21 protein-coding genes are annotated in these 19,964 nt (G+C 30.4%); 16 read left to right on the top strand and 5 right to left on the bottom strand.

Going from position 1 to position 19,964, the window contains the following annotated elements:
* Window positions 1-31: 31 nt before the first annotated feature.
* From ccsB to HYG84_RS02410, 3 genes are all read right to left on the bottom strand, one after another.
* Entirely contained in the window at window positions 32-871 is an 840-nt protein-coding gene (gene ccsB, locus HYG84_RS02420; protein WP_212380495.1) for a c-type cytochrome biogenesis protein CcsB, read from the bottom strand.
* 22 nt (window positions 872-893) lie between these two features.
* Window positions 894-2,177 (bottom strand): cytochrome c biogenesis protein ResB, encoded by a 1,284-nt coding sequence (locus HYG84_RS02415; RefSeq protein WP_212380492.1) that lies wholly within the window; start codon window positions 2,175-2,177, stop codon window positions 894-896.
* Between the two features lie 207 nt (window positions 2,178-2,384).
* Window positions 2,385-2,564 (bottom strand): ammonia-forming cytochrome c nitrite reductase subunit c552, encoded by a 180-nt coding sequence (locus HYG84_RS02410; protein ID WP_212380490.1) that lies wholly within the window; start codon window positions 2,562-2,564, stop codon window positions 2,385-2,387.
* A gap of 88 nt (window positions 2,565-2,652) precedes the next feature.
* Here HYG84_RS02410 and HYG84_RS02405 point away from each other — a divergent pair, with 88 nt between their 5' ends.
* The 10 genes from HYG84_RS02405 (at window position 2,653) to HYG84_RS02360 (ending at window position 11,327) form a co-directional block, all read left to right on the top strand.
* Entirely contained in the window at window positions 2,653-4,050 is a 1,398-nt protein-coding gene (locus tag HYG84_RS02405; RefSeq protein ID WP_212380488.1) for a sigma-54 interaction domain-containing protein, read from the top strand.
* 262 nt (window positions 4,051-4,312) lie between these two features.
* The gene (locus HYG84_RS02400; protein ID WP_212380486.1) at window positions 4,313-4,966 is read left to right on the top strand and encodes a CoA transferase subunit A; all 654 of its coding nucleotides are present in this window, start codon (window positions 4,313-4,315) and stop codon (window positions 4,964-4,966) included.
* Complete coding sequence (locus tag HYG84_RS02395) at window positions 4,966-5,622, top strand: 3-oxoacid CoA-transferase subunit B (RefSeq protein ID WP_212380484.1); 657 nt, start codon at window positions 4,966-4,968, stop codon at window positions 5,620-5,622. The genes HYG84_RS02400 and HYG84_RS02395 overlap by 1 nt, the downstream gene beginning before the upstream one ends.
* Before the next feature lie 228 nt (window positions 5,623-5,850).
* On the top strand, window positions 5,851-6,492 hold the full coding sequence (gene pcp / locus HYG84_RS02390) for a pyroglutamyl-peptidase I (protein ID WP_212380482.1): 642 nt from the start codon (window positions 5,851-5,853) through the stop codon (window positions 6,490-6,492).
* A gap of 313 nt (window positions 6,493-6,805) precedes the next feature.
* Window positions 6,806-7,705 (top strand): ABC transporter ATP-binding protein, encoded by a 900-nt coding sequence (locus HYG84_RS02385; RefSeq protein WP_212380480.1) that lies wholly within the window; start codon window positions 6,806-6,808, stop codon window positions 7,703-7,705.
* Window positions 7,698-8,453 (top strand): ABC transporter permease, encoded by a 756-nt coding sequence (locus HYG84_RS02380; protein WP_212380478.1) that lies wholly within the window; start codon window positions 7,698-7,700, stop codon window positions 8,451-8,453. The genes HYG84_RS02385 and HYG84_RS02380 overlap by 8 nt, the downstream gene beginning before the upstream one ends.
* Before the next feature lies 1 nt (window position 8,454).
* Entirely contained in the window at window positions 8,455-9,156 is a 702-nt protein-coding gene (locus HYG84_RS02375) for a hypothetical protein (RefSeq protein WP_212380476.1), read from the top strand.
* 281 nt (window positions 9,157-9,437) lie between these two features.
* Window positions 9,438-9,737: an MTH1187 family thiamine-binding protein gene (locus HYG84_RS02370; protein WP_212380473.1), complete on the top strand. Its 300-nt coding sequence runs from the start codon at window positions 9,438-9,440 to the stop codon at window positions 9,735-9,737.
* A 134-nt stretch (window positions 9,738-9,871) separates the two neighbouring features.
* On the top strand, window positions 9,872-10,396 hold the full coding sequence (locus HYG84_RS02365; RefSeq protein WP_212380471.1) for a sigma-70 family RNA polymerase sigma factor: 525 nt from the start codon (window positions 9,872-9,874) through the stop codon (window positions 10,394-10,396).
* Entirely contained in the window at window positions 10,386-11,327 is a 942-nt protein-coding gene (locus HYG84_RS02360; RefSeq protein ID WP_212380470.1) for a DUF4179 domain-containing protein, read from the top strand. The genes HYG84_RS02365 and HYG84_RS02360 overlap by 11 nt, the downstream gene beginning before the upstream one ends.
* Window positions 11,328-11,413: 86 nt before the next feature.
* On the opposite strand, the gene HYG84_RS02355 is transcribed toward HYG84_RS02360, so the two are convergent.
* Window positions 11,414-12,211 (bottom strand): TPM domain-containing protein, encoded by a 798-nt coding sequence (locus HYG84_RS02355; RefSeq protein WP_212380468.1) that lies wholly within the window; start codon window positions 12,209-12,211, stop codon window positions 11,414-11,416.
* A 50-nt stretch (window positions 12,212-12,261) separates the two neighbouring features.
* The gene (locus HYG84_RS02350) at window positions 12,262-12,828 is read right to left on the bottom strand and encodes a LemA family protein (protein WP_212380466.1); all 567 of its coding nucleotides are present in this window, start codon (window positions 12,826-12,828) and stop codon (window positions 12,262-12,264) included.
* Window positions 12,829-13,084: 256 nt separating this feature from the next.
* Between HYG84_RS02350 and HYG84_RS02345 the strand changes: the two genes are divergently transcribed.
* The 6 genes from HYG84_RS02345 to HYG84_RS20230 all read left to right on the top strand — a co-directional run bounded on the left by HYG84_RS02345 (window position 13,085) and on the right by HYG84_RS20230 (window position 19,961).
* On the top strand, window positions 13,085-15,448 hold the full coding sequence (locus HYG84_RS02345; protein ID WP_212380464.1) for an ATP-dependent DNA helicase: 2,364 nt from the start codon (window positions 13,085-13,087) through the stop codon (window positions 15,446-15,448).
* Window positions 15,449-15,451: 3 nt separating this feature from the next.
* On the top strand, window positions 15,452-15,820 hold the full coding sequence (locus HYG84_RS02340; protein WP_212380462.1) for a VOC family protein: 369 nt from the start codon (window positions 15,452-15,454) through the stop codon (window positions 15,818-15,820).
* 34 nt (window positions 15,821-15,854) lie between these two features.
* The gene (locus HYG84_RS02335) at window positions 15,855-17,105 is read left to right on the top strand and encodes a MerR family transcriptional regulator (protein ID WP_212380460.1); all 1,251 of its coding nucleotides are present in this window, start codon (window positions 15,855-15,857) and stop codon (window positions 17,103-17,105) included.
* A gap of 225 nt (window positions 17,106-17,330) precedes the next feature.
* Window positions 17,331-18,608, top strand: coding sequence for an MFS transporter (locus HYG84_RS02330; protein WP_212380458.1), 1,278 nt, complete (start codon window positions 17,331-17,333; stop codon window positions 18,606-18,608).
* A 281-nt stretch (window positions 18,609-18,889) separates the two neighbouring features.
* Entirely contained in the window at window positions 18,890-19,429 is a 540-nt protein-coding gene (locus HYG84_RS02325; RefSeq protein ID WP_212380457.1) for a hypothetical protein, read from the top strand.
* 178 nt (window positions 19,430-19,607) lie between these two features.
* On the top strand, window positions 19,608-19,961 hold the full coding sequence (locus HYG84_RS20230) for a hypothetical protein (protein WP_249168696.1): 354 nt from the start codon (window positions 19,608-19,610) through the stop codon (window positions 19,959-19,961).
* Window positions 19,962-19,964: the final 3 nt, after the last annotated feature.

Below are 19,964 nucleotides of genomic sequence, written 5' to 3'. Positions count from 1 at the left end.
GTTGTTTTTATAACTTTCTTATATTTGATTTTTAATTAAAATAAAAGGGAAATAACATAAAAGAATATGAGTGGTATCCAACTAAAATAGTATTAACACCTATATATGTAAATAATATAGAAGCAAAACCTATTATTGAAAACCAAGCTGCTTTTTTGCCCTTCCAATCTTTAGTTAATCTTACATGCAGATAGATAGAATAAATCACCCATGTTATAAATGACCAGGTTTCCTTAGGGTCCCATTGCCAATATCTACCCCAAGCTTTCTCAGCCCAAATTGCGCCAGTAACAATTACCAGTGTAAGAGTTATAAAGCCTACAGCGATAGATCTATAACTCATGGCGTCAAGTAGATCTAGACTTGGCATATGCTTCCGTGTAAACGTATCTTCTTTTAGATGATCTCGAAGAACATACATAATAGAAATTGCACAGGCCACTGCAAATGCACCATAACTAAATATGGCAGTTAGAACATGGATTACAATCCAATTACTTTGAAGTGCTGGCATTAATGGCCTTATATCTTTAGATTGCATAGCTGCATAGTAAATAAGTATAAGTATAATTGGGGTGGCAAAGGCTCCTAAGATTTTATATCTATATTTTTTTTCAAACAAGAGATAAAACAAACTAATTCCCCATGCAAAGCTTGTAGCAAATTCATACTGATTACTAATAGGCAATCTGCTGGCTTGTACAGTTCTAGTTGCTAAAGAAACAGTATGAAAAGCTAATCCTAATTTAACAAGTATGCTTCCATAGTTACCTAATTTTTCCTTTATAAAAATAAAAAAAATAAAATATGCTATTGTAGATAGGCTATAGAGTATTAGTGCAATAATAAAACTTTGATTTTCTCCAAACATAGTAATTCTCCTTTTTTATTATCTAAATAGAAATATCTTTTTTTGTTTGATAATTTCCTTTAAGGCTATTTTTCTTATCGGATGAATAATCTCCATATATATAAATAGTTTCAGCTTTTCTTTCAACTATAAGCTGTTTTGGTTTCATATAAAATGCTAAAAATAACCCTAGCATTATTACTATAGAACCAATTAGTGCTCCAAATTTCCCACTCATTTTATTTACTGATAAATATGTATAACGCTCTGGATTATTAAAATTAAAGGTAAAATCCCGCCAATGCGCATCCTCGCCTGGAGAAACTAGATTCATATCTACTCTTTGCCCTCCATAAAGTAGAGAGTATAGTATTTTAGGATTATTTAAATCATTAGATATAGAAGCAAATCCTGTTTCAGTTGCTACAAAATCTGGATATAAGTGGTGCATTTGGATAACTATAAATTCCTTATTATTTATATAAGCGGTTCCATCATATACTATTTCACTCCCGAGATTTTCTCCATCTTTAAAGACATTAACTTCTGAGGCCCATCCAGTGCTATGTTGATAGAAAGTATAACCATCATATCTCATCGGGTTGTTTACATATATTTCGCCAGATACAAGACTAGTCCCATCTTTATCAGTTAAGGTGCCTTGTGTAATATATTGCTGAACAGATCCATCATCTCTATAGATTATTTCAAAGTCCTCGATATTCATTGTATAATTAGTGCCATCTAATTGTTGCTTTGTTCCTGGTGTACCAAATACAGCTGTATCAAAAAATGTATACTGTCCATAGCTATAAAATACGATTATTACAAGTATACCGATGTGAATAAGCCATGATCCTAAGTAGCCTATTTTATTCTTATTACTATAGTATATTTCTGTGGAATCATATGTTGTACACTTTATATTTTTAAAACCCTCACTTTTAAAAATATCCTTAATACTATCGGCATTAAGGCAATTTATACACTCAACAGGATTTTTAAGTTGTGTTTTACTAGGAGCTAATGATAATTTTTTCATTTTGCTAATAACATTTTTAAGTCTAACAGTGCTACATAAAAATAAGTTAAGGGCTAGAGCAATAAAAAGCGCAATAAATCCACTGGAGTGATAAATATTGTAGGCTTTAAAGGTAATAATTAATTGTGACCATAATGGTGGGTAGTTATTTAGATAAAATGCCTCTTCTCTACCCTGTGGTACAACAGATCCTACTACAGATACTAAACATAACATTCCTAGTAGGATTAATCCAAATTTCATAGTTCTTAAAAAAGCAAATATTTTTTTAAACCATAATTTCATTTATTCACTTCCTTACGCAATTTTAATTGTAACTACCACTACTAGGTGATGTATAGTGGTAGTTACTTAAGAAAATATAGATTTTCTAATAACTGAAGTTTTTTAAAGAAGTAGTAGCTTGATAAAAGTTATTGATAGGATAACATCAGAGGATTTTTATTGAAATTCTGCCAGCTTATCTAAGGCTTGTTGAGCATAGTTTCTTGCTTAACTTAAAGCTTTTTTTGCCTTTGGTGTATTGTGGAAGCCTGTACTATTTTCTACAAACACGAAATCCCATCTATATTGAGCTTTTCTATGTAGATCCCATAACTCATTGACTACTGCATCATCTAACTGACTGTCCTCCATAACAGTTCCAAAATTTTCAATTAGTTGTACAAGCATTTTACCAATTTATTATTTAAATATTAGATTTTTTTACTTAGTTCGTGATAATATATAGTAAAGAGTATTGTCATTAGGGGGTGTTTTTATGAAGAAGAATGTTGCAGAAGAACTAAAAAGGCTAAAAGAGAGCATGGAAATGCTAGAGGATCTGCTGGACACTGCTTACTATGGAATGGCAATAGTAGATATAGATGGAAAGATTGTTAAGTGGAACTATGAAAAATTAATGGGGATTAAAGAAGAAGATGTGCTGGATAAGAATGTTGAAGATATAATAGAAAATACTAGACTACATATTGTAGCGAAAACAGGCGAAAAAGAATTATTCGAGGTTCAAAAAATACAAGGTAGAGATATGATAACTAGTAGAGTGCCCATAATACAGAATGGTAAAATTATTGGTGCAGCAGGAACAGTGCTTTTTAAGGATGTTAAGGAGTTAAAATCTTTAGTACAGAAACTAGAAATGTTAGAAGATACAGTACATAAATATAAGGGAGAGATTAAAAGATTTCATAAAACAAAATACTCCTTCGATAATATTATTACACAAAATAAAAAGATGATATATTTAAAAGAGATTGCTAAGAGAGCAGCAGAAACTAATTCAACTTTGCTTATCCAAGGTGAGAGTGGTACAGGCAAGGAATTATTTGCTCATGGAGTACATAGAGCAAGTTTAAGAAAGCATGGACCATTTGTTACAATCAACTGTGCTGCTATTCCCAAAGAGTTATTAGAGTCAGAGCTATTTGGATACGATGGTGGAGCTTTTACAGGGGCAAGAAGAGAAGGAAAGATCGGAAAATTTGAACTTGCTAATGGCGGAACAATACTATTAGATGAAATAGGTTCTATGCCAATGGAGATGCAAGCAAAACTTCTAAGGGTACTTGAAACTAGAGAATTTGAACGGGTAGGGGGAAATACAAGAATTGAAATAGATATAAGGTTAATTGCCTGTACTAACGAGAATCTTGAAAAGGCTGTAGAGGAAGGAAAGTTTAGACAGGACTTATACTATAGACTGAATGTAATACAAATAGAGATACCACCTTTAAGAGATAGAATAGAGGATATTCCTATATTGGCCGAAAGTCTATTGCATAGTCTATCAGAGGATTTATCTGTCCCTAAAAAAATACTTGAATTTGAGACTAAGGAAGCCCTCAAAAACCATACATGGCCTGGTAATGTAAGGGAACTCCGTAATGTACTTGAGAGAGCATCTACACTATGCAAGGATGACATCATTAGAATAGAACATCTACCTGAATATTTAAATAAAAAGGCTTTTAAAGAAGATGAATATGGTGAAGAAGATTCTTTACTTTTAAAAAACATAGTTGCTAGAGTGGAAAAAGAAGCTATTAAAAGGGCGATTGAGGAAAGCAGAGGCAATAAAACTTTGGCTGCCAGAACATTGGGTATACATAGAACCGCATTATATAAAAAACTAGAGATATACGGATTAGATTGGTAAAACTGTACAAGAAATCTACAACTAATATAAAGTTGTAGATTTTTTTATACATATATTAAGTTACTAGAATCTTATGAATTTTAAAATTTAGTTTATTATAAGGAACTAATCTATATAATATTGAAATTTAAAGATTTATTTTAATTTAATCATAATATGTAACTTTGGCATAACAATTGCTTTTTAATTAAATATAGTTGCCATAGATGATTAAATAATTAATTCTAAAATGATATTATCATAAAAATTTGGAGGTGGCGTTATGACTAAAATTGTAAGTATAGAAGAAGCCATAAGTCATATTAAAGATGGTATGACTATTATGGTGGGCGGATTTTTAGGATCAGGTAGTCCTCATAAGATTATCGATGCTTTGGTAAAAAAAGAGGTAAAAGATTTAACTTTAATTTGTAATGATACTGCATTTCCAGATTTGGGCGTAGGGAAAATGGTAGTAGGCAAGCAGTTTAAAAAGATTATTGTATCTCATATTGGGACAAATCAAGAAACAGGCAGGCAGATGAATGCAGGTGAAACTGAGGTTGTATTAGTTCCACAAGGAACACTAGTAGAACAAATAAGATCGGCTGGTGCAGGCCTAGGTGGGTTTTTAACACCTACAGGAGTAGGAACCTTAGTTGAAGAAGGAAAACAGAAAATAGAGATAGACGGAAAAACATATTTGTTGGAACTACCGCTAAAAGCAGATATAGCGATAATTTTTGGTAACAAGGTAGATAAAAAAGGAAATGTATACTATGAAGGAGCTGCTAGAAACTTTAATATAGTAATGTCCATGGCGGCGGATACAGTTATTATTGAAGGAGAAACAATTGTAGATGTTGGACAAATAGCACCACAGGAAGTAGTTATACCTAGCATATTTATAGATTATATAGTTAGGGGTGAAAAATAATGGATAGAAATAAAATAAAGGAATTTATCGCAAAGAGAGTAGCAAAGGAGCTTAAAGATGGTGATGTAATTAACTTAGGAATAGGACTTCCTACAATGGTAGCTAACTATATAGATAAGGATGTAGATATTATACTACAATCCGAAAATGGATTTGTAGGTTTAGGTCCTGCACCAGAAGTAGGTAAAGAAAACCCATATATAGTTAATGCCGGTTGTCAGCCCGTAACTATTAAAGAAGGTGGAGCATTTTTTGATAGTACAATGTCTTTTTCTATTATTAGAGGTGGACATGTGGATGCTACAGTATTAGGAGCACTTCAAGTAGATCAGGAAGGTAATCTTGCTAACTGGATGATACCAGGTAAAATGGTTCCAGGTATGGGTGGAGCTATGGATCTAGTGGTTGGAGCTAAAAAGGTAATAGTAGCTATGGAACATACCGCTAAAGGTAACCCAAAAATATTGAAGAAATGCAACCTTCCGTTAACTGCAGTAGCCCAGGTAGATTTAATTATTACTGAAATGGGTGTAATGGAAGTGACTAGAGAAGGATTAGTCTTAAAGGAATTAAATCCTGAGTTTACTTTAGACGAAGTTAAAACGGCTACAGAAGCGCAACTAATTATAGCTGAAGACTTGAAGGATATGGAATAAAAATTATAAAGCAGTTAATCCTCTACATATCTATGAAATTTGTCAAAATTATTGACAGAAAAATATTTATAGGTATGTAGAGGATTGTTTTTGTTGAAATTTATAAAAAATTAAAATATATTATAAAAATGTAGTATATGCTATAGATAAAAGTAAGAGGCTTTCATATTCTCTTAATTAAAATTATGGCATTTTAATATATATTTAGAAAAAAAGGAGTGCAAATAAATGAAAATACTTGTTACAGGATTTGATCCATTTGGTGGAGAGAGTATTAATCCAGCTACTGAGGCGATAAAATTATTACCCAAAGAGATTAATGGAGCTGAAATCGTTACTACCCAAATTCCTACAGTATTTGGAAAAAGTATTGATGTATTATTTGATGCTATAAAGAGAGAAAATCCAGATATCACCATTTGTATTGGACAAGCAGGAGGAAGGTTCCAAATAACTGTAGAGCGAGTAGCTATTAATATTGATGATGCAAGAATTAAAGATAATGAAGGCAATGCACCTATAGATACAGCTATTTTTGAAGACGGTGCACCAGCATATTTTTCAAATCTTCCAATAAAAGCAATGGTACAAGCTATGAAAAGTTCAAATATTCCTGCTGCTGTGTCTAATACAGCTGGAACCTTTGTATGTAATCACTTAATGTATGGTGCTCTATACTATGTAAATAAGTATAAACAAGATATGAAGGCAGGATTTATACACATTCCATATATAGTTGAACAAGTACTAGAGAAAGCTAACACTCCAAGTATGAATGTGCAGGATATTGTTAAAGGACTTACAGTTGCTATACAAGCAGTTATTAATAATAATCAGGATATAAATGTACAAGGTGGTGCAATTTGTTAAGAGGGAGCAAATAAAATAGGTAAATTATTCTTTTTTATAGTACTATCTTTATACATAATCAGAATATTATCCCAATTCGAAATTGTACTTGACTTTCAAAAAATGTTAAACTACAATGGGGGATGATATGGTAAATATATGTAAAAAATCGATTTATATTCATTAAAGGTTATAACATGTAATTAATTATTAAACCTATATCAGCAAAGCCAATGGAAGGCAAGAGAAATAATTCTGTGTCTCATGGACATTAATATTAATAAGTAATTAAAAAAAATAGAAAACTTGCTTTTAGATTTAGGGGGAATTTACTATGAATAGTATTGTAATAAGCAATTTAAAAAAGTTATATAATACTGAAACTGTACTAGAAATAGATGATTTGAGAATAATGGAAGGAGAAATTGTAGCGATTCTAGGAAAAAATGGTTCGGGTAAGAGTACTTTAGTAAAGATAATTTCTGGTTTACTGTATCAAGATACTGGAGAAATTAGTGTATTTGATATAGATAATAAAGATAAAAAGATGAGGAATATCACAAAATTTGTTCAAGAAAGTGGTAAGGGGTATTATGATTATTTAACTTCGTTGGAAAATATAAGATATTTCTTAGGATTAAATAAGATCAAGATGGATGCAGTGAAGGTGGAATTAGAGGATTTAATCAACAGATTTGAATTTGGGGAACATCTAGACAAAAAGGTTTCTGAGCTTTCACAAGGTAATAGGCAAAAGTTATCTATTATTATAAGTTTATTGACAGATCCGAAAGTTCTACTATTAGATGAGCCGACCAATGGCTTAGACTTAGTAACTTCTGATTTTTTGTTAAATAACTTAAAGAAGATTTCTAATAAAAAGAACAGAACAATTATCTTAACTACTCATGACCTTGCTTTTATCAAAAATTTAGATGTAAGATGTATCATTTTAAAAGATGGATTAATTATAGCCGATGATTATATTTACAATTTGATAGAAGATAAAGGAAGCAAAAAATACAAGATCGTAATCCCTATGAGCGACTTAAATAGTCTAGAAGAGTTGAAAATTGACAATATTAGATATGCTTATGATAGGGATAGGGTAGTAGCTCAAGTTTATGAGGAAGATGATAAGGATTTAATAGTAAAAAATCTTAATATTCAAGAGTTTTATAGTGAGAACTTAGATATAGAAGATATATATTATAGGGTGATTAGTTATGAATAACATATTCTTGGAGGTAAAAAGAAAACTGGGTGAAAGTATAAAATATAAGTTTAATCTTATATTTGCTAATACTTCTTTGATTATACTATTCTATACATTAACAGAATATCTTTTTGTAGAGGATAAAGAAATTATTTTTTTTATGTTATTTTGTTGGTATTTTGCTACTCATGGCATGAGTATTCCTACATATAATTTAGAAAATGAAGTTTTTGATAGAACTCTAGTAAGCGTAATCCAAAGTAAAACATCTATTGTGAATGTTTTATTCCATAGGAGTATAGTTCAAATAATAATAGACATAGTAAAGGGCGTTCCTGTATTTTTTTTACTCTATTTATTAGGCAATTATAATTTTAGTAGCTTAAATATTTTAAGTTGGATATATATTATTCTGGGTATCTTTCTAACTATATTTACATCATATGGTATGGGATTTTTGTTTTGTAGTCTAGTTACGGTTTATCAAAGAGCTGGTAATTTTATAGGACTATTAGACTATTTCATACTATTTTTTTCAGGAATAACCGTTGAAATCTCTAACAATATATTTTTAAATATTATTAACAGAATTCTACCTTTCAGTAATCTAAGATATTTAATAAGTAATCTGTTTCTAGGGAATTTTGATATTACTTATCTTGGTTTATTAATATTACAATGTATTATTTGGGGTTGTTTAGGTTCCTTTACTCTAAAGAAGGCCGTTAAATATAGTATTGAGAAGGGACTGATTTATAATGTCTAGTATGATTTTATATAGTTTAAAAAACGAATTTGTAAGGTATACATTAGAGTCCAAAAACTATGGAATGGATTTTATATCCGGAAAGATAGGAGATATGATTTATTTATCAGGGCTACTTTTTGCTCTGTATTATAGTGCTGGTAGTATTAATTTAAGTATGGTCTTGAGGTTTCTAACTTGGTATATATTATATAATTCTATGTTAAATGCTGTAAGTGATGTAGAATCTGAAATAAGGGCAGATTATTTTAAAAATCTTATTTACACTAAAACTAGTATTTGGAAAATATATCTATATAGGTTTTTTGTTTATAGTATAGAATCTATTTTAGTATTAATAGTATCTCTTTTGTTTATGAGTATTTTCATTCCAATTGAACTGAACTCAGATTTAAAAGTAATTAATATTTTATATTATATCTTTTTGAGTACAGTGTTAAATATCATTATCTACTGTACTATGATATCATTAACTCTTATTTTCGAGAGAATAATGACTTTTGCAACTTTGTTTATGACCTTTGTACTATTTTTAAGTGGAATGGTTTTTAACTTTAATAATATTTTTTCCAATATGATATTTTCAAAAGTTTCTAGGGTATTAACAGTAGGAGTAGATATAAGTATATTGATTAGATTATTTCTACTATTGGTCATATCCTATATTTTTAAAATATATACAAATAGAAAAATATACAGTTAATAGTTTCTAATATACATACTCAATATTATCGTATATTTTATAATTTTTTACAGAGAAAATAAACGTAGTTATCAAGTAGTTTGTTAAGTGTTATAATCATTACAGTCGTCCTTTCGGGGTGTTTTTTTGTATAATGTTTAACATAATATTAAAAAATGGGTAACTTTTATACTGGTAATTTTAGTTATTCAACAACCTAATAAAATAATTAAATGCTTAGTTCTGATATAATATTATTAGTATAACTTAGTTATACTAATAATATATTTTGGAGGGGTATTATGGCACTTTTAGAAATTACAGTAGCACCTTTAGGTACAGGAGATACTAGCGTTAGCAAATATGTAGCTGCATGTCATAAATTGTTAGAATTAGAGGAAGGTATAAAGTATCAACTAACTCCTATGTCTACAGTTATAGAAGGTGACATAGATAAGCTATTTGAAGTTGCTAAAAAGCTTCACAATGTTCCGTTTGGCGAAGGAGCTATGAGAGTTTCCACTAGTATGAAAATCGATGATAGACGAGATAAGGAATCTACTATAGATGGAAAGATTTTATCGGTTAAAAGCAAATTATAGTTGCAAAAAACTCCTAATATAATATAGGAGTTTTTTTGCATACAATGCAACTTTTTGATATAGATTTATGTCTAATTATTAGAAACAAAGTTAACATGGCCATGCAAACTAAAGTTTTTTATAAGGAGGTTACTATGTTAAATGAACTTGTACAAAAAGCAATTAAGGGAGATGGAGATAGTTTTTATGAGCTTATTCAAATAAAGAAGGAGCATATTTATAAAATTGCTTATAGTTATGTACACAACCAAGAGGACGCTCTAGATGTTGTTCATGATGCGGTATATAAGGCCTTTACTGCTATTGGAAGTTTGAAAAATCCACAATATTTTAGTACATGGTTAACCAAAATTACTATTAACTGTGCTATTGACCATTTAAATAAAAGTAAAAAAGTAATTTCTATAGAAAAAAGTGAACTAGAAAATTTTCCTGTAGAAGAAAATGATAAGGAAGCGATCTTGGATTTGAGGCAGAACTTAGAAAAATTAGATATAAAATATAAAACAGTAATAATTCTTCGTTATTTTGAGGATTTAACACTGAAGGAGATTGCTGCCACATTAAATTTACCTATAAATACAATAAAGGCTCAGCTTTATCGTGGATTACAAAGGCTAAAAATTCAGCTGGAGGAGGGCGATGCAATTGAAAAATAAAACATCCGATTTAAAAAAGATATATGATGATATAGAAATTCCTAATGAATTAGATAAAGTAATTGATGAGGCATTTAGAAAGGGGAGAAATGAAATAATGTATAGTCAAAATGTAAAAAATAAAAAGCGAAACAATGGATTGAAAAAAGCAATGGTAGGAATCGCAGCTGGTTTTATAATCTTTACTACAGGTGTTAATACGGTTCCTAGTTTTGCAGATAGTATGGGGAATATACCAATACTCGGCAACTTAGTTCAAATTCTACAAATTAATAAGGGTATAGGCCAAGGTGGTCAAATTACTGATGGTGCTGATGTTAAATTTATTACATTAAAAGAAATAAAAAATGGAGAACAGATAATTATCGATTTTTCAGCTGGGGAGGAAAAGATGGAAAATGCTCCACACTTTGAAGTTTCCTATAATGAAAATCCTTATACAATGACCTTTACCATTAGCGGGGCTAGAAGTTTAACGGCAGAAAAAGATTTTAAAGAAATAATTAACAGTAAATATGTTGAGGATGTATATAAATTAATTACATTAGACGACTCAGCCGTTAGGTTTAATATAGTATTTAATCAACCAGTAGACTTTACAGTAGAAGAATATGAGGAGCCTGGTCAAATAGTAGTCAATTTATCAGAAGATGGCACAAAGGGTAATGTATCTCCAATATATTCAGTACGAACAAACTCCTATTCATTTGGTGAAGAATTTGGACAGTTAGAAGAAATGTTTTACGGATTTGAGGATGTAAGAGTATTAAAGGATAAAGAGGGAAGCTTTTTAATTGAAATAGGCCAATTTAGCTCTAAAGAAGAAGCAGAGGCAGAATTAAAAGAAGTAATAGACAAGATAGGGGATAGCATAAAATTACATGTAGAAGAAAGGGAAGCTGTAGCTATACCAAGAGCTATTACTGAATAGTAAGTCATCATGAAATAAAACCTAAGTTCTCAAAATTGAGGACTTAGGTTTGTATTTTTATAAGAACAGGTAGCATCAGTGGACTTTTACCATTTCCGAGATGCACCTCCACCACCAGAGGAACCTCCACCAAAACCTCCTCCGCCAAAGCCACCAGGGGGTTTTCGGCCACCACGGTGTTTATGGTTATCCCTTCCTAAAATACTTAAAAGCATAAATAAAACCTGAAAAAATCCCATGCCCATTATCCTAGAAAATATAAATATAAAAAACAAAAAAATAAGTGGCAATATTAATATTGGAATAGGATTGTTAGTACTTTCTAGATCAAAATAGGAAATATCATTTTTTATAAAAACATCCGACATATCTATATTATATTCTTTTGCTATTTCTTCTAATATTAACCCATGAGCTACAGTGATTCCAACATCATAGTTACCATCTTTAAAATAGGGTATCATTTTATCTAAAATAGCACCAGCCTTGCCATCATTTATAGCGCCTTCTAAACCATAGCCTACCTCAATTCTGGTTTCACGTTCATCATATGCAACTAAAAGTAAAACACCATTATTTTTTGCCCCACTACCTATATTCCATTTTCTAAAAAGGCTTAAGGCATAATCTTCTACTGTATGGCCTTCTAAAGATGAAATAGTTACAACAACCAATTCTGATGAAGTTCTATCTTTTAAAATACTGCTTAATTTAAGTAAATTATTTTCAACTTCTTTTGAAAGAATTCCAGCATAATCCTGAACAAATATATCTTTTGTAGGTACTTTAGGGATAGATATTCCGTAGGATGGAACAATTGATATAATAAAAATTAATATAAACAGTGATATTAATTTACTTCGCTTTGTACATATACTTTGCATAAAAATCCCCCTCTAAAAATTATTAATTAGATGGTTTTAGCTTGAGTTAATTAATTAAATTTTACCTTAGGAGCTTCCTTTGCATTTTGATCCATTTCAAAGTAAGGATGACGTTCAAAATTAAAACCCTTAGCTATAATACTTGTGGGAAATTTTCTGATTTTCTTATTATATGTCTCTACAGTTTTGTTATAATCCTGTCTAGATACTGCTAGACGATTTTCTGTACCGGCCAATTCATCTTGAAGTCGTATAAATTGTTCATTAGCCTTAAGATCTGGATAATTTTCTACGACAAGAAGTAATCTACTAAGGGCACCAGAAAGCTCATTATTAGCATTAATCAAATCCTCTCTACTTCCTCCGTCTTGAATTCTGGCCCTAGCTTTTGCTATTTGTGTAAAGATTTCCTCCTCGTGTTTTGCATAACCTTTAGTAACCTCAACTAGATTAGGAATTAAGTCATATCTACGCTGTAGTAAATTTTCTACCTGCTTCCAGCTAGAAGTTATCTGCTCATCCATGGTAACTAATTTGTTGTAACTACTAATAACAGAAAATAAGGATACGAGTATAATGATAAAAACAATTACAGAAGCTGTTAATGATCTTTTCATAGCAATCCCCCTAACAAAATTAATATTTAGCATACAAGCTAGTATTTTAAAGCCTTCTATATAATATTTAGTTTATATAGAAATATACACATGATAATGATATAAGCTGATAAAAAATATAAAATCTTAGGAGGACATAAAGCTTGGATTTAATTGAAAAATATATTATTAAATATTTAGAACTGTTAGCTATGGGATAAATAAGCTAAAATAGAATTAGACAAATATGTGTGTATAATGAAAAGGATTGATAATATTGGGTAAGCATAAGGAAGTAGTAATATCTATCCGTAGCTTAGTAGAATTTGTATTGATGTCGGGGGATTTAGATAGTAGATTTACTGGAAGTAGTAGGGCATTAGAGGGTACAAGGGCCCATCAGAAGATACAAAAATCCTATGGTGAGGAATATACCCCAGAGGTTACATTAAAGTACAGTTTTGAGTATGAAAGCTATAAAATGACTGTGCAGGGAAGGGCAGATGGAATTTTAATTGAGGAAAATAATGTTGTAGTAGATGAGATAAAATCAACTACCATATCCTTAGACCTGTTAGATGAAAACAAAAGTCTAACTCATTGGGGACAGGCTAAATGTTACGGATATATTTATGCTAAGGAGAAAAACTTAGAAGTAATAGATATTCAATTAACCTATTATAATTTAGATACAGATGAGACAAAAAAATTTCGTAAATCCTTTAATTTTGAAGAGCTAGAAGTCTTTTTCTACCAATTAATTAAAGATTACTATAACTGGGTTGATACATTAGAAACTTGGAAACTTAAAAGAGATATAAGTATTAAAGAGTTACAATTTCCATTTTTAGATTACCGTAAAGGACAGAGAGAATTAGCTGTAGCAGTTTATAGAACGATTAGGGAAGAAAAAAGACTTTTTGCCCAGGCTCCAACTGGAATAGGTAAAACCATATCCACTTTATTTCCTACGGTTAAGGCAATTGGTGAAGGCATTACATCGAAAATATTTTATCTAACTGCTAAGACCATTACTAGACAGGTGGCAGAGGAAGCTTTTAGTAAAATGAGAGATGGAGGCTTAAGGTTTAAAACCGTTACACTAACTGCTAAGGATAAAATATGTTTTGAGAAGGGGAAGAAGTGTACTCCAGAGGAATGTGGCTTTGCTAAAGGTCATTTTAATAGGTTACGGGATGGGCTGAAGGATTTATTCAATAATGAGGATGGCTTTACAAGAGAAGTAATTGAAAAATATGCCCTAAAACATAATATATGTCCCTTTGAATTTTCTTTAGATATTGCCTTATGGGCTGATGGAGTAATTTGTGATTATAACTATGCTTTTGATCCTAGAGTATACTTGAAAAGATTTTTTATGGATGAAAAGGGAGATTATACTTTTTTAATTGATGAAGCCCATAACCTAGTTGATCGTTCGAGAACAATGTTTTCAGCTGAATTAAATAAAAAAGCATTTTTGGATCAAAAGCGTATTATGAAGGATAAGAGCCCTAAAATATCTAAGGCGCTACATCACTTAAATACATTTATGATTAGTATGAATAAACAGTGTGGAGAAGCTTCGTTCTATATGCAAAAGGAGGAACCGAAAGAAATTTATCCGCTGTTAGGTAATTTTATTAGGGAAGCAGAGGAATGGCTTAAAGAAGGAAATAAGGAAGAAGGTTATGAAGACTTATTAGAGTTATATTTTAATACTTTTACATTTTTGAAAATTGCAGAGTTTTATGACGAAAGATACCTTACATATGTGGAAAAAAAGAATAGAGATGTTATTTTAAAAATATTTTGTTTAGATCCTTCCTACCTATTAGGTGAGGCTATTAAAAGAGGAAAGTCAGCAATTTTCTTTTCTGCTACATTAACTCCGTTACAATATTTTAAAGAAATTTTTGGTGGTAATGAAGAAGATTATTGTGTCAGATTAGGTTCGCCCTTTGATTCTGACAATCTATGTCTTATTGTAGCAGATTATATATCCACTAAATATCGAGATCGTGATAATAGTTATATGCCTATAGTGGATACTATTGCTAATGTGGTGGAAGGTAGAAAAGGAAATTATTTTGTTTTTTTTCCATCTTACCAGTATTTAAGAAGGGTTTTTGATCTATTTATGGAAAAATATCCTCATATTGCTGTTATTGCGCAGGAGTCTACTATGACAGAGGAACAAAGAGAAGAATTTTTAAATAGATTTGAAATACAATTCGATAATACCTTAGTTGCCTTTGGGGTTTTAGGTGGAATATTTTCTGAGGGAATAGATCTTGTAGGAGATAGATTGATTGGTGCAATAATTATAGGTGTTGGACTTCCACAACTTTCTCTAGAGGTAAATCTCATAATGGATTATTTTAATGATAAAAAGAATAAGGGATATGAATATGCCTATTTATTTCCAGGTATGAACAAGGTATTGCAGGGAGCAGGTAGAGTAATACGTACAGAAAAAGATAAAGGTATAGTTTGCCTTATTGATGATAGATTTACGTCTCATAGTTATCAAAGGTTATTTCCACCAGAATGGAAACATTTTAAAAGGGCGAATAATGGCAAGAACTTATCATATCATATAGATGAATTCTGGGATAAAAAAGATAGATTGGAGGAATAAAAAATGTATAAAATGGATCATGTGGGTGTTAGGATTAAGGATAGTAAAATATCAACTGAATTTTATTGTAATATTCTTGGTTGCGAAGTAGTAGGCACACTTAAAAATGAAGAAAGAGAGCTCATATTTTTAAGATCTGGCGATGGTGTTATTGAGTTGATTAATAAATTTAACCAGTACGAAGAGAGAGGTGCTGGTGTAGTAGATCATATTGCCTTTACTGTAGATAACTTAGATGAGGAAATTAAAAAGCTCCAAGAATCTGGTGTAAATATTTTAGGAGATAAACCTATTCAAGTAACAGAAAATATGAGAATTATATTTTTTGAAGGTCCTGATAGAGAAAGACTAGAGTTTGTGGAGAAAAGATAGTATAGGTTTAAATACTATTTAGGGGGATACTGGGATGAGAATAGGTGAATTTGCCAAAAAATATAACCTTACTATTGATACTATTAGGCACTACATGGATATAGAACTTCTTCTTCCGGAAAAAAGTGGAGGACATTATTTCTTTGGAGAGAAAGAAGAAAAGGATTTAAAAGAAATTCTACAACTAAAAGAATTGAAATTTACACTATCTGAAATTCAGAGAATCATTGGATATTCAAGACTATCTCAATTAAGATACAAGGAAGATAAAATTTATATTAGAGGTATTTTACTAGATAAAAAAAATATTTTAGATGAAGAGAAACGCGAAATTCAAAAGGCATTAGAGATATTAAAAAACAGAATTAATGAAATTGATAGTATTGATGAAATCTTAGAGGTTAGTGGAGTTAAAACAGGAATTCATATATCATTTATCCAATACCTTAGCTGTCCTATATGTGATATTCCGCTAGAATTAGAGGATGGGAAAGTTACAAGTAATATGATAACGGAAGGATATTTTAGGTGCAAATGTGGTTATAGAGGTAATATAGAAGATGGAATCTATGTATCTTTAGATGATGAAGATAGAAAAAAGATTCACAAAGAGAGTTTAGATAGTACAGTAAAACCAGCAGCTACATTAGGGGAATATGTGGAGGGAACAGATGCTTCCCTGATAAATCACATATATAAGTCTATAGATTCAATTATTAATTTTATGGATATTGACGCTTTGGACAATAGAATAATACTAGAGCTTGGAACTGGATCAGGTTTTTTTATGAGACAATTTTTGTCCTATGTAAAACCAAATAGTATTTATATAGTAACAGATCATGATATTGATAGAATTAGGTTTATAAAGGCGTATCTAGAGGAGCACTTTTTAGATTGTAAATTTGTTTTTATTTGTTCTGATCTTAGTAAATTACCTATTAAGAATGAAAGTGCTGACTACATTGTAAACTATTTGACTTCTTTAAACTATAGCTTAAAGAGTGACCAATTTTTAGATAACATATTAATTCCTAAAATAAAAAAGGGAGGCAAATTAATAGGATGCTCTTATTATGTAAAATCTGGCTCTAAGCTATTAAAATCTGCACCACCTACTTCTAGAAAGTTTTTTGAAGAAAGAGCATATAAAACCGAGATAAAAAACTTAGCATTGAATAACATTGAAGTAAAGGAAGTAGGAGCCATTATTATAGAATCTAAGTACGAAGTTATGATGGAAGGACACGAGTTCTATACTCTTGTCTACTGTGGAGAAAAGTAGAACATTTTAAAATAATATACTCGTATAGAAAGATGGGGTTAACCCAACCTTTCTATTTTTTATAATGAAAAAAATAGAATAATTGGTATTGTGCTTGTGTATACGCTCTAAGTTAAAATATAAGTAAGGAAGAGATTGTAGTATTAAGGATAAACCTTATGTAATATTTCAAAATACAACATACAACTTTTTAAAAATTATAAATTTTAATTTGGAGGTAATATTATGGAAGCTAGACAAGATACATTACTAGAGAAGTCTACTACTTCAGACAAAGCTAATTTAATTTTATTTGTTGCAGGAAAGTTTGTTTCACTTTTTGGAACACAGATATATAGTTTTGCCATAGGTCTATATGTACTAGAAAAAACAAACTCGGGTTTAACCTTTGCTAGTAGCATTATTTTTAGTATGCTACCGAGAATTATTATAGGGCCTATTGCAGGGGTAATTGCTGATAGATTTGATCGTAAAAAAATTTCCGTTGGAATGGATTTTATATGTGGTATATTGATGTTATCATTTTTTATACTGAGTAAATTTGATGGAATAAAAATTCACTATGTTTATCTATTTTCCTTCTTATTGTCAACAGCTAATGTATTTTTTGATGTGGCTATGGAAGCTAGTAAGCCAAATTTAGTTGATAATAAAAATTTAACTAGACTTAACTCCTTATCTCAAAGTATAACATCTATAGCGTCTATTAGTGGGCCATTTTTAGGTGGTATAGTATATGGACTTTTTAATATACAGAGTTTTCTATTCTTTAATGGTATTTGTTTTATTTTATCTGCAATATCTGAGGCTTTTATAGATTTTGAGTATAATAGGCCAAAAGAGCGAAATAAGGAAAGAGACACCATGCCTATGTTACAAGAGTTAAAGGAAGGGGTTCAATTTTTTAGAAATAACAAAGTGTTGTTTAGCATTATGTCTTTTTCTTTGCTTATTAACTTTTCAATGCAACTTTCGATTACAGTACCACTACCCTATATACTAACAAATACTTTAGAGCTATCTTCTAGTCAATATGGTACTGTTAAGGGGTTTTGGCCTGTGGGAATGTTAGTAGGTTCAATACTATTATCTTTTTTACCCCAACGGGATAAGATATTTAAACAAACAGTTGTAATGTTTACTATATTTATATGTATACTAATGGCCGTAGCACTGCCTGTAATACCAATATTTAGTGGATATTCTAAGGGTGTATATTTTGTTTATTATATGATAGTTATGGGACTAGGTGGCATGGTTGTAGCATTTATTGACATTCCTATTATGGTGGTTTTTCAAAGACTTATACCAGATGAAGTTAGGGGTAGAGTATTCAGCTTAGTAGGTACTATGGCTGTAGGTATAGCCCCCATAGGGCTATTACTGGCAGGTATTTTAATAGATCATATTCCTACATGGATTTTACCTATATGTGCAGGAGTATTATTAATAGTAAAATTGATTTTTTTTATAAGGGATGAGGAATTAAAAAAATTATTATAGTTAGCTGACGAGAGAGCTAATTATTTTAGAAAATCTAAAAAAGTATTGAATAAACAAACATTTAATTCTGCTATAATATGTTGCAAGTAAATTATAGGTAGAATAATACTATATATATAAAAACAAACCTAAGTTCTAGAATTTTTAAGAACTTAGGTTTTTACTATTTAATATATACCTTGAACTGTGATAATAGTCTAAGTATGTAGGATATAGATAATTGGAACAAATTCAATAATACTTCGTCTAATTATGTAAATTTAAAGTAAGGTGGGAATATTATGAAAAAGATATTAATACTGGTTATTTTATCTATAACAGTATTTTCGATAGGCTGTACTGGAAACCGAGATGCTGATATAGTTGGACTAGAGAAGCATAATAGAGATAACCCTTCTGTAAGTACTGAAAAACAAGATATTCATATAGTTGAGGCATATGTGACAGTTATTGAAAAGTTGTATAAAGAAGACATTGGGCTTAATAGTAATATAAAATATATTGCTATAGATACATCAAAAATGGTAAATCTAACTGATGAAGGAAAAACTGAGCTGTTAAAGAAAATTGAAAGCTATGGTTTTAAGGTTTTAGATATGACCTTTGAGGAGCTTGAAAAGGAAGGATACATTAAAGATCTATATTTTGAAGAAGGGATATTATTTAAAATTGAAGATAAACCTATAAAAAATAATTCTATAACTATGAATATATCTAAGTGGCGCTCAGGTCGTGGTGCAATTGGCTATGACGGTTTAGTTATAGAGTATATAAATGATAAATGGGATACAACAAAATTAGGAGATGCATGGATAAGTTAAGGTATTAATATCAATAGGGTATTTTTCATTTTTTGCAACATATCTTTCGTTTACTCAAAGCACAGGTAGAAGCCTGTGTTTTTTTATTGTGAATACAACAAGGTTCCTGGGGCCCATCAGCAATCTTTGATTGTGTTGATTGGTGGGGTTCTTATTATATTTGAATGGAGGAAGATATATGGAGCAAAAACAAAATGCAATAATAGTAGGTATTAATGTTAATAATCAGAAAAACTTTATAGATTCAATGGAGGAATTATCTAATCTAGCAGGTGCATGTGATATCGATATAGTTGGCGAAGTTACTCAAAACTTGAATCGAGTTAATAAATTACATTATTTAGGTAAGGGGAAGATTCAAGAGGTATTAGCACTACTGGAAGATAAAAATACAGACCTAGTAATTTTTAATGATGAATTAACACCTTCACAAATTCGTAATCTAGAGGCGGTTTTAGAATGCAGAGTAATAGATCGAACTGTTCTGATTCTAGATATTTTTGCTAAGAGGGCTAAAACGAAAGAGGCATAGCTT

The organism is Alkaliphilus sp. B6464, assembly GCF_018141165.1.
Lineage (GTDB): Bacteria > Bacillota > Clostridia > Peptostreptococcales > Natronincolaceae > Alkaliphilus_B.
This window is presented reverse-complemented; position numbering and strand designations above follow the sequence as displayed.

Excerpts from the sequence above, each read along its gene's own strand:
- HYG84_RS02395 (WP_212380484.1), top strand. The coding sequence starts at position 4,966 with ATGGATAGAAATAAAATAAAGGAATTTATCGCAAAGAGAGTAGCAAAG.
- pcp (WP_212380482.1), top strand. The coding sequence starts at position 5,851 with ATGAAAATACTTGTTACAGGATTTGATCCATTTGGTGGAGAGAGTATT.
- HYG84_RS02365 (WP_212380471.1), top strand. The coding sequence starts at position 9,872 with ATGTTAAATGAACTTGTACAAAAAGCAATTAAGGGAGATGGAGATAGT.
- ccsB (WP_212380495.1), bottom strand. The coding sequence starts at position 871 with ATGTTTGGAGAAAATCAAAGTTTTATTATTGCACTAATACTCTATAGC.
- HYG84_RS02405 (WP_212380488.1), top strand. The coding sequence starts at position 2,653 with ATGAAGAAGAATGTTGCAGAAGAACTAAAAAGGCTAAAAGAGAGCATG.
- HYG84_RS02340 (WP_212380462.1), top strand. The coding sequence starts at position 15,452 with ATGTATAAAATGGATCATGTGGGTGTTAGGATTAAGGATAGTAAAATA.
- HYG84_RS02330 (WP_212380458.1), top strand. The coding sequence starts at position 17,331 with ATGGAAGCTAGACAAGATACATTACTAGAGAAGTCTACTACTTCAGAC.
- HYG84_RS02410 (WP_212380490.1), bottom strand. The coding sequence starts at position 2,564 with ATGCTTGTACAACTAATTGAAAATTTTGGAACTGTTATGGAGGACAGT.
- HYG84_RS02415 (WP_212380492.1), bottom strand. The coding sequence starts at position 2,177 with ATGAAATTATGGTTTAAAAAAATATTTGCTTTTTTAAGAACTATGAAA.
- HYG84_RS02325 (WP_212380457.1), top strand. The coding sequence starts at position 18,890 with ATGAAAAAGATATTAATACTGGTTATTTTATCTATAACAGTATTTTCG.
- HYG84_RS02335 (WP_212380460.1), top strand. The coding sequence starts at position 15,855 with ATGAGAATAGGTGAATTTGCCAAAAAATATAACCTTACTATTGATACT.
- HYG84_RS20230 (WP_249168696.1), top strand. The coding sequence starts at position 19,608 with ATGGAGCAAAAACAAAATGCAATAATAGTAGGTATTAATGTTAATAAT.
- HYG84_RS02375 (WP_212380476.1), top strand. The coding sequence starts at position 8,455 with ATGATTTTATATAGTTTAAAAAACGAATTTGTAAGGTATACATTAGAG.
- HYG84_RS02400 (WP_212380486.1), top strand. The coding sequence starts at position 4,313 with ATGACTAAAATTGTAAGTATAGAAGAAGCCATAAGTCATATTAAAGAT.
- HYG84_RS02385 (WP_212380480.1), top strand. The coding sequence starts at position 6,806 with ATGAATAGTATTGTAATAAGCAATTTAAAAAAGTTATATAATACTGAA.
- HYG84_RS02380 (WP_212380478.1), top strand. The coding sequence starts at position 7,698 with ATGAATAACATATTCTTGGAGGTAAAAAGAAAACTGGGTGAAAGTATA.
- HYG84_RS02355 (WP_212380468.1), bottom strand. The coding sequence starts at position 12,211 with ATGCAAAGTATATGTACAAAGCGAAGTAAATTAATATCACTGTTTATA.
- HYG84_RS02370 (WP_212380473.1), top strand. The coding sequence starts at position 9,438 with ATGGCACTTTTAGAAATTACAGTAGCACCTTTAGGTACAGGAGATACT.
- HYG84_RS02350 (WP_212380466.1), bottom strand. The coding sequence starts at position 12,828 with ATGAAAAGATCATTAACAGCTTCTGTAATTGTTTTTATCATTATACTC.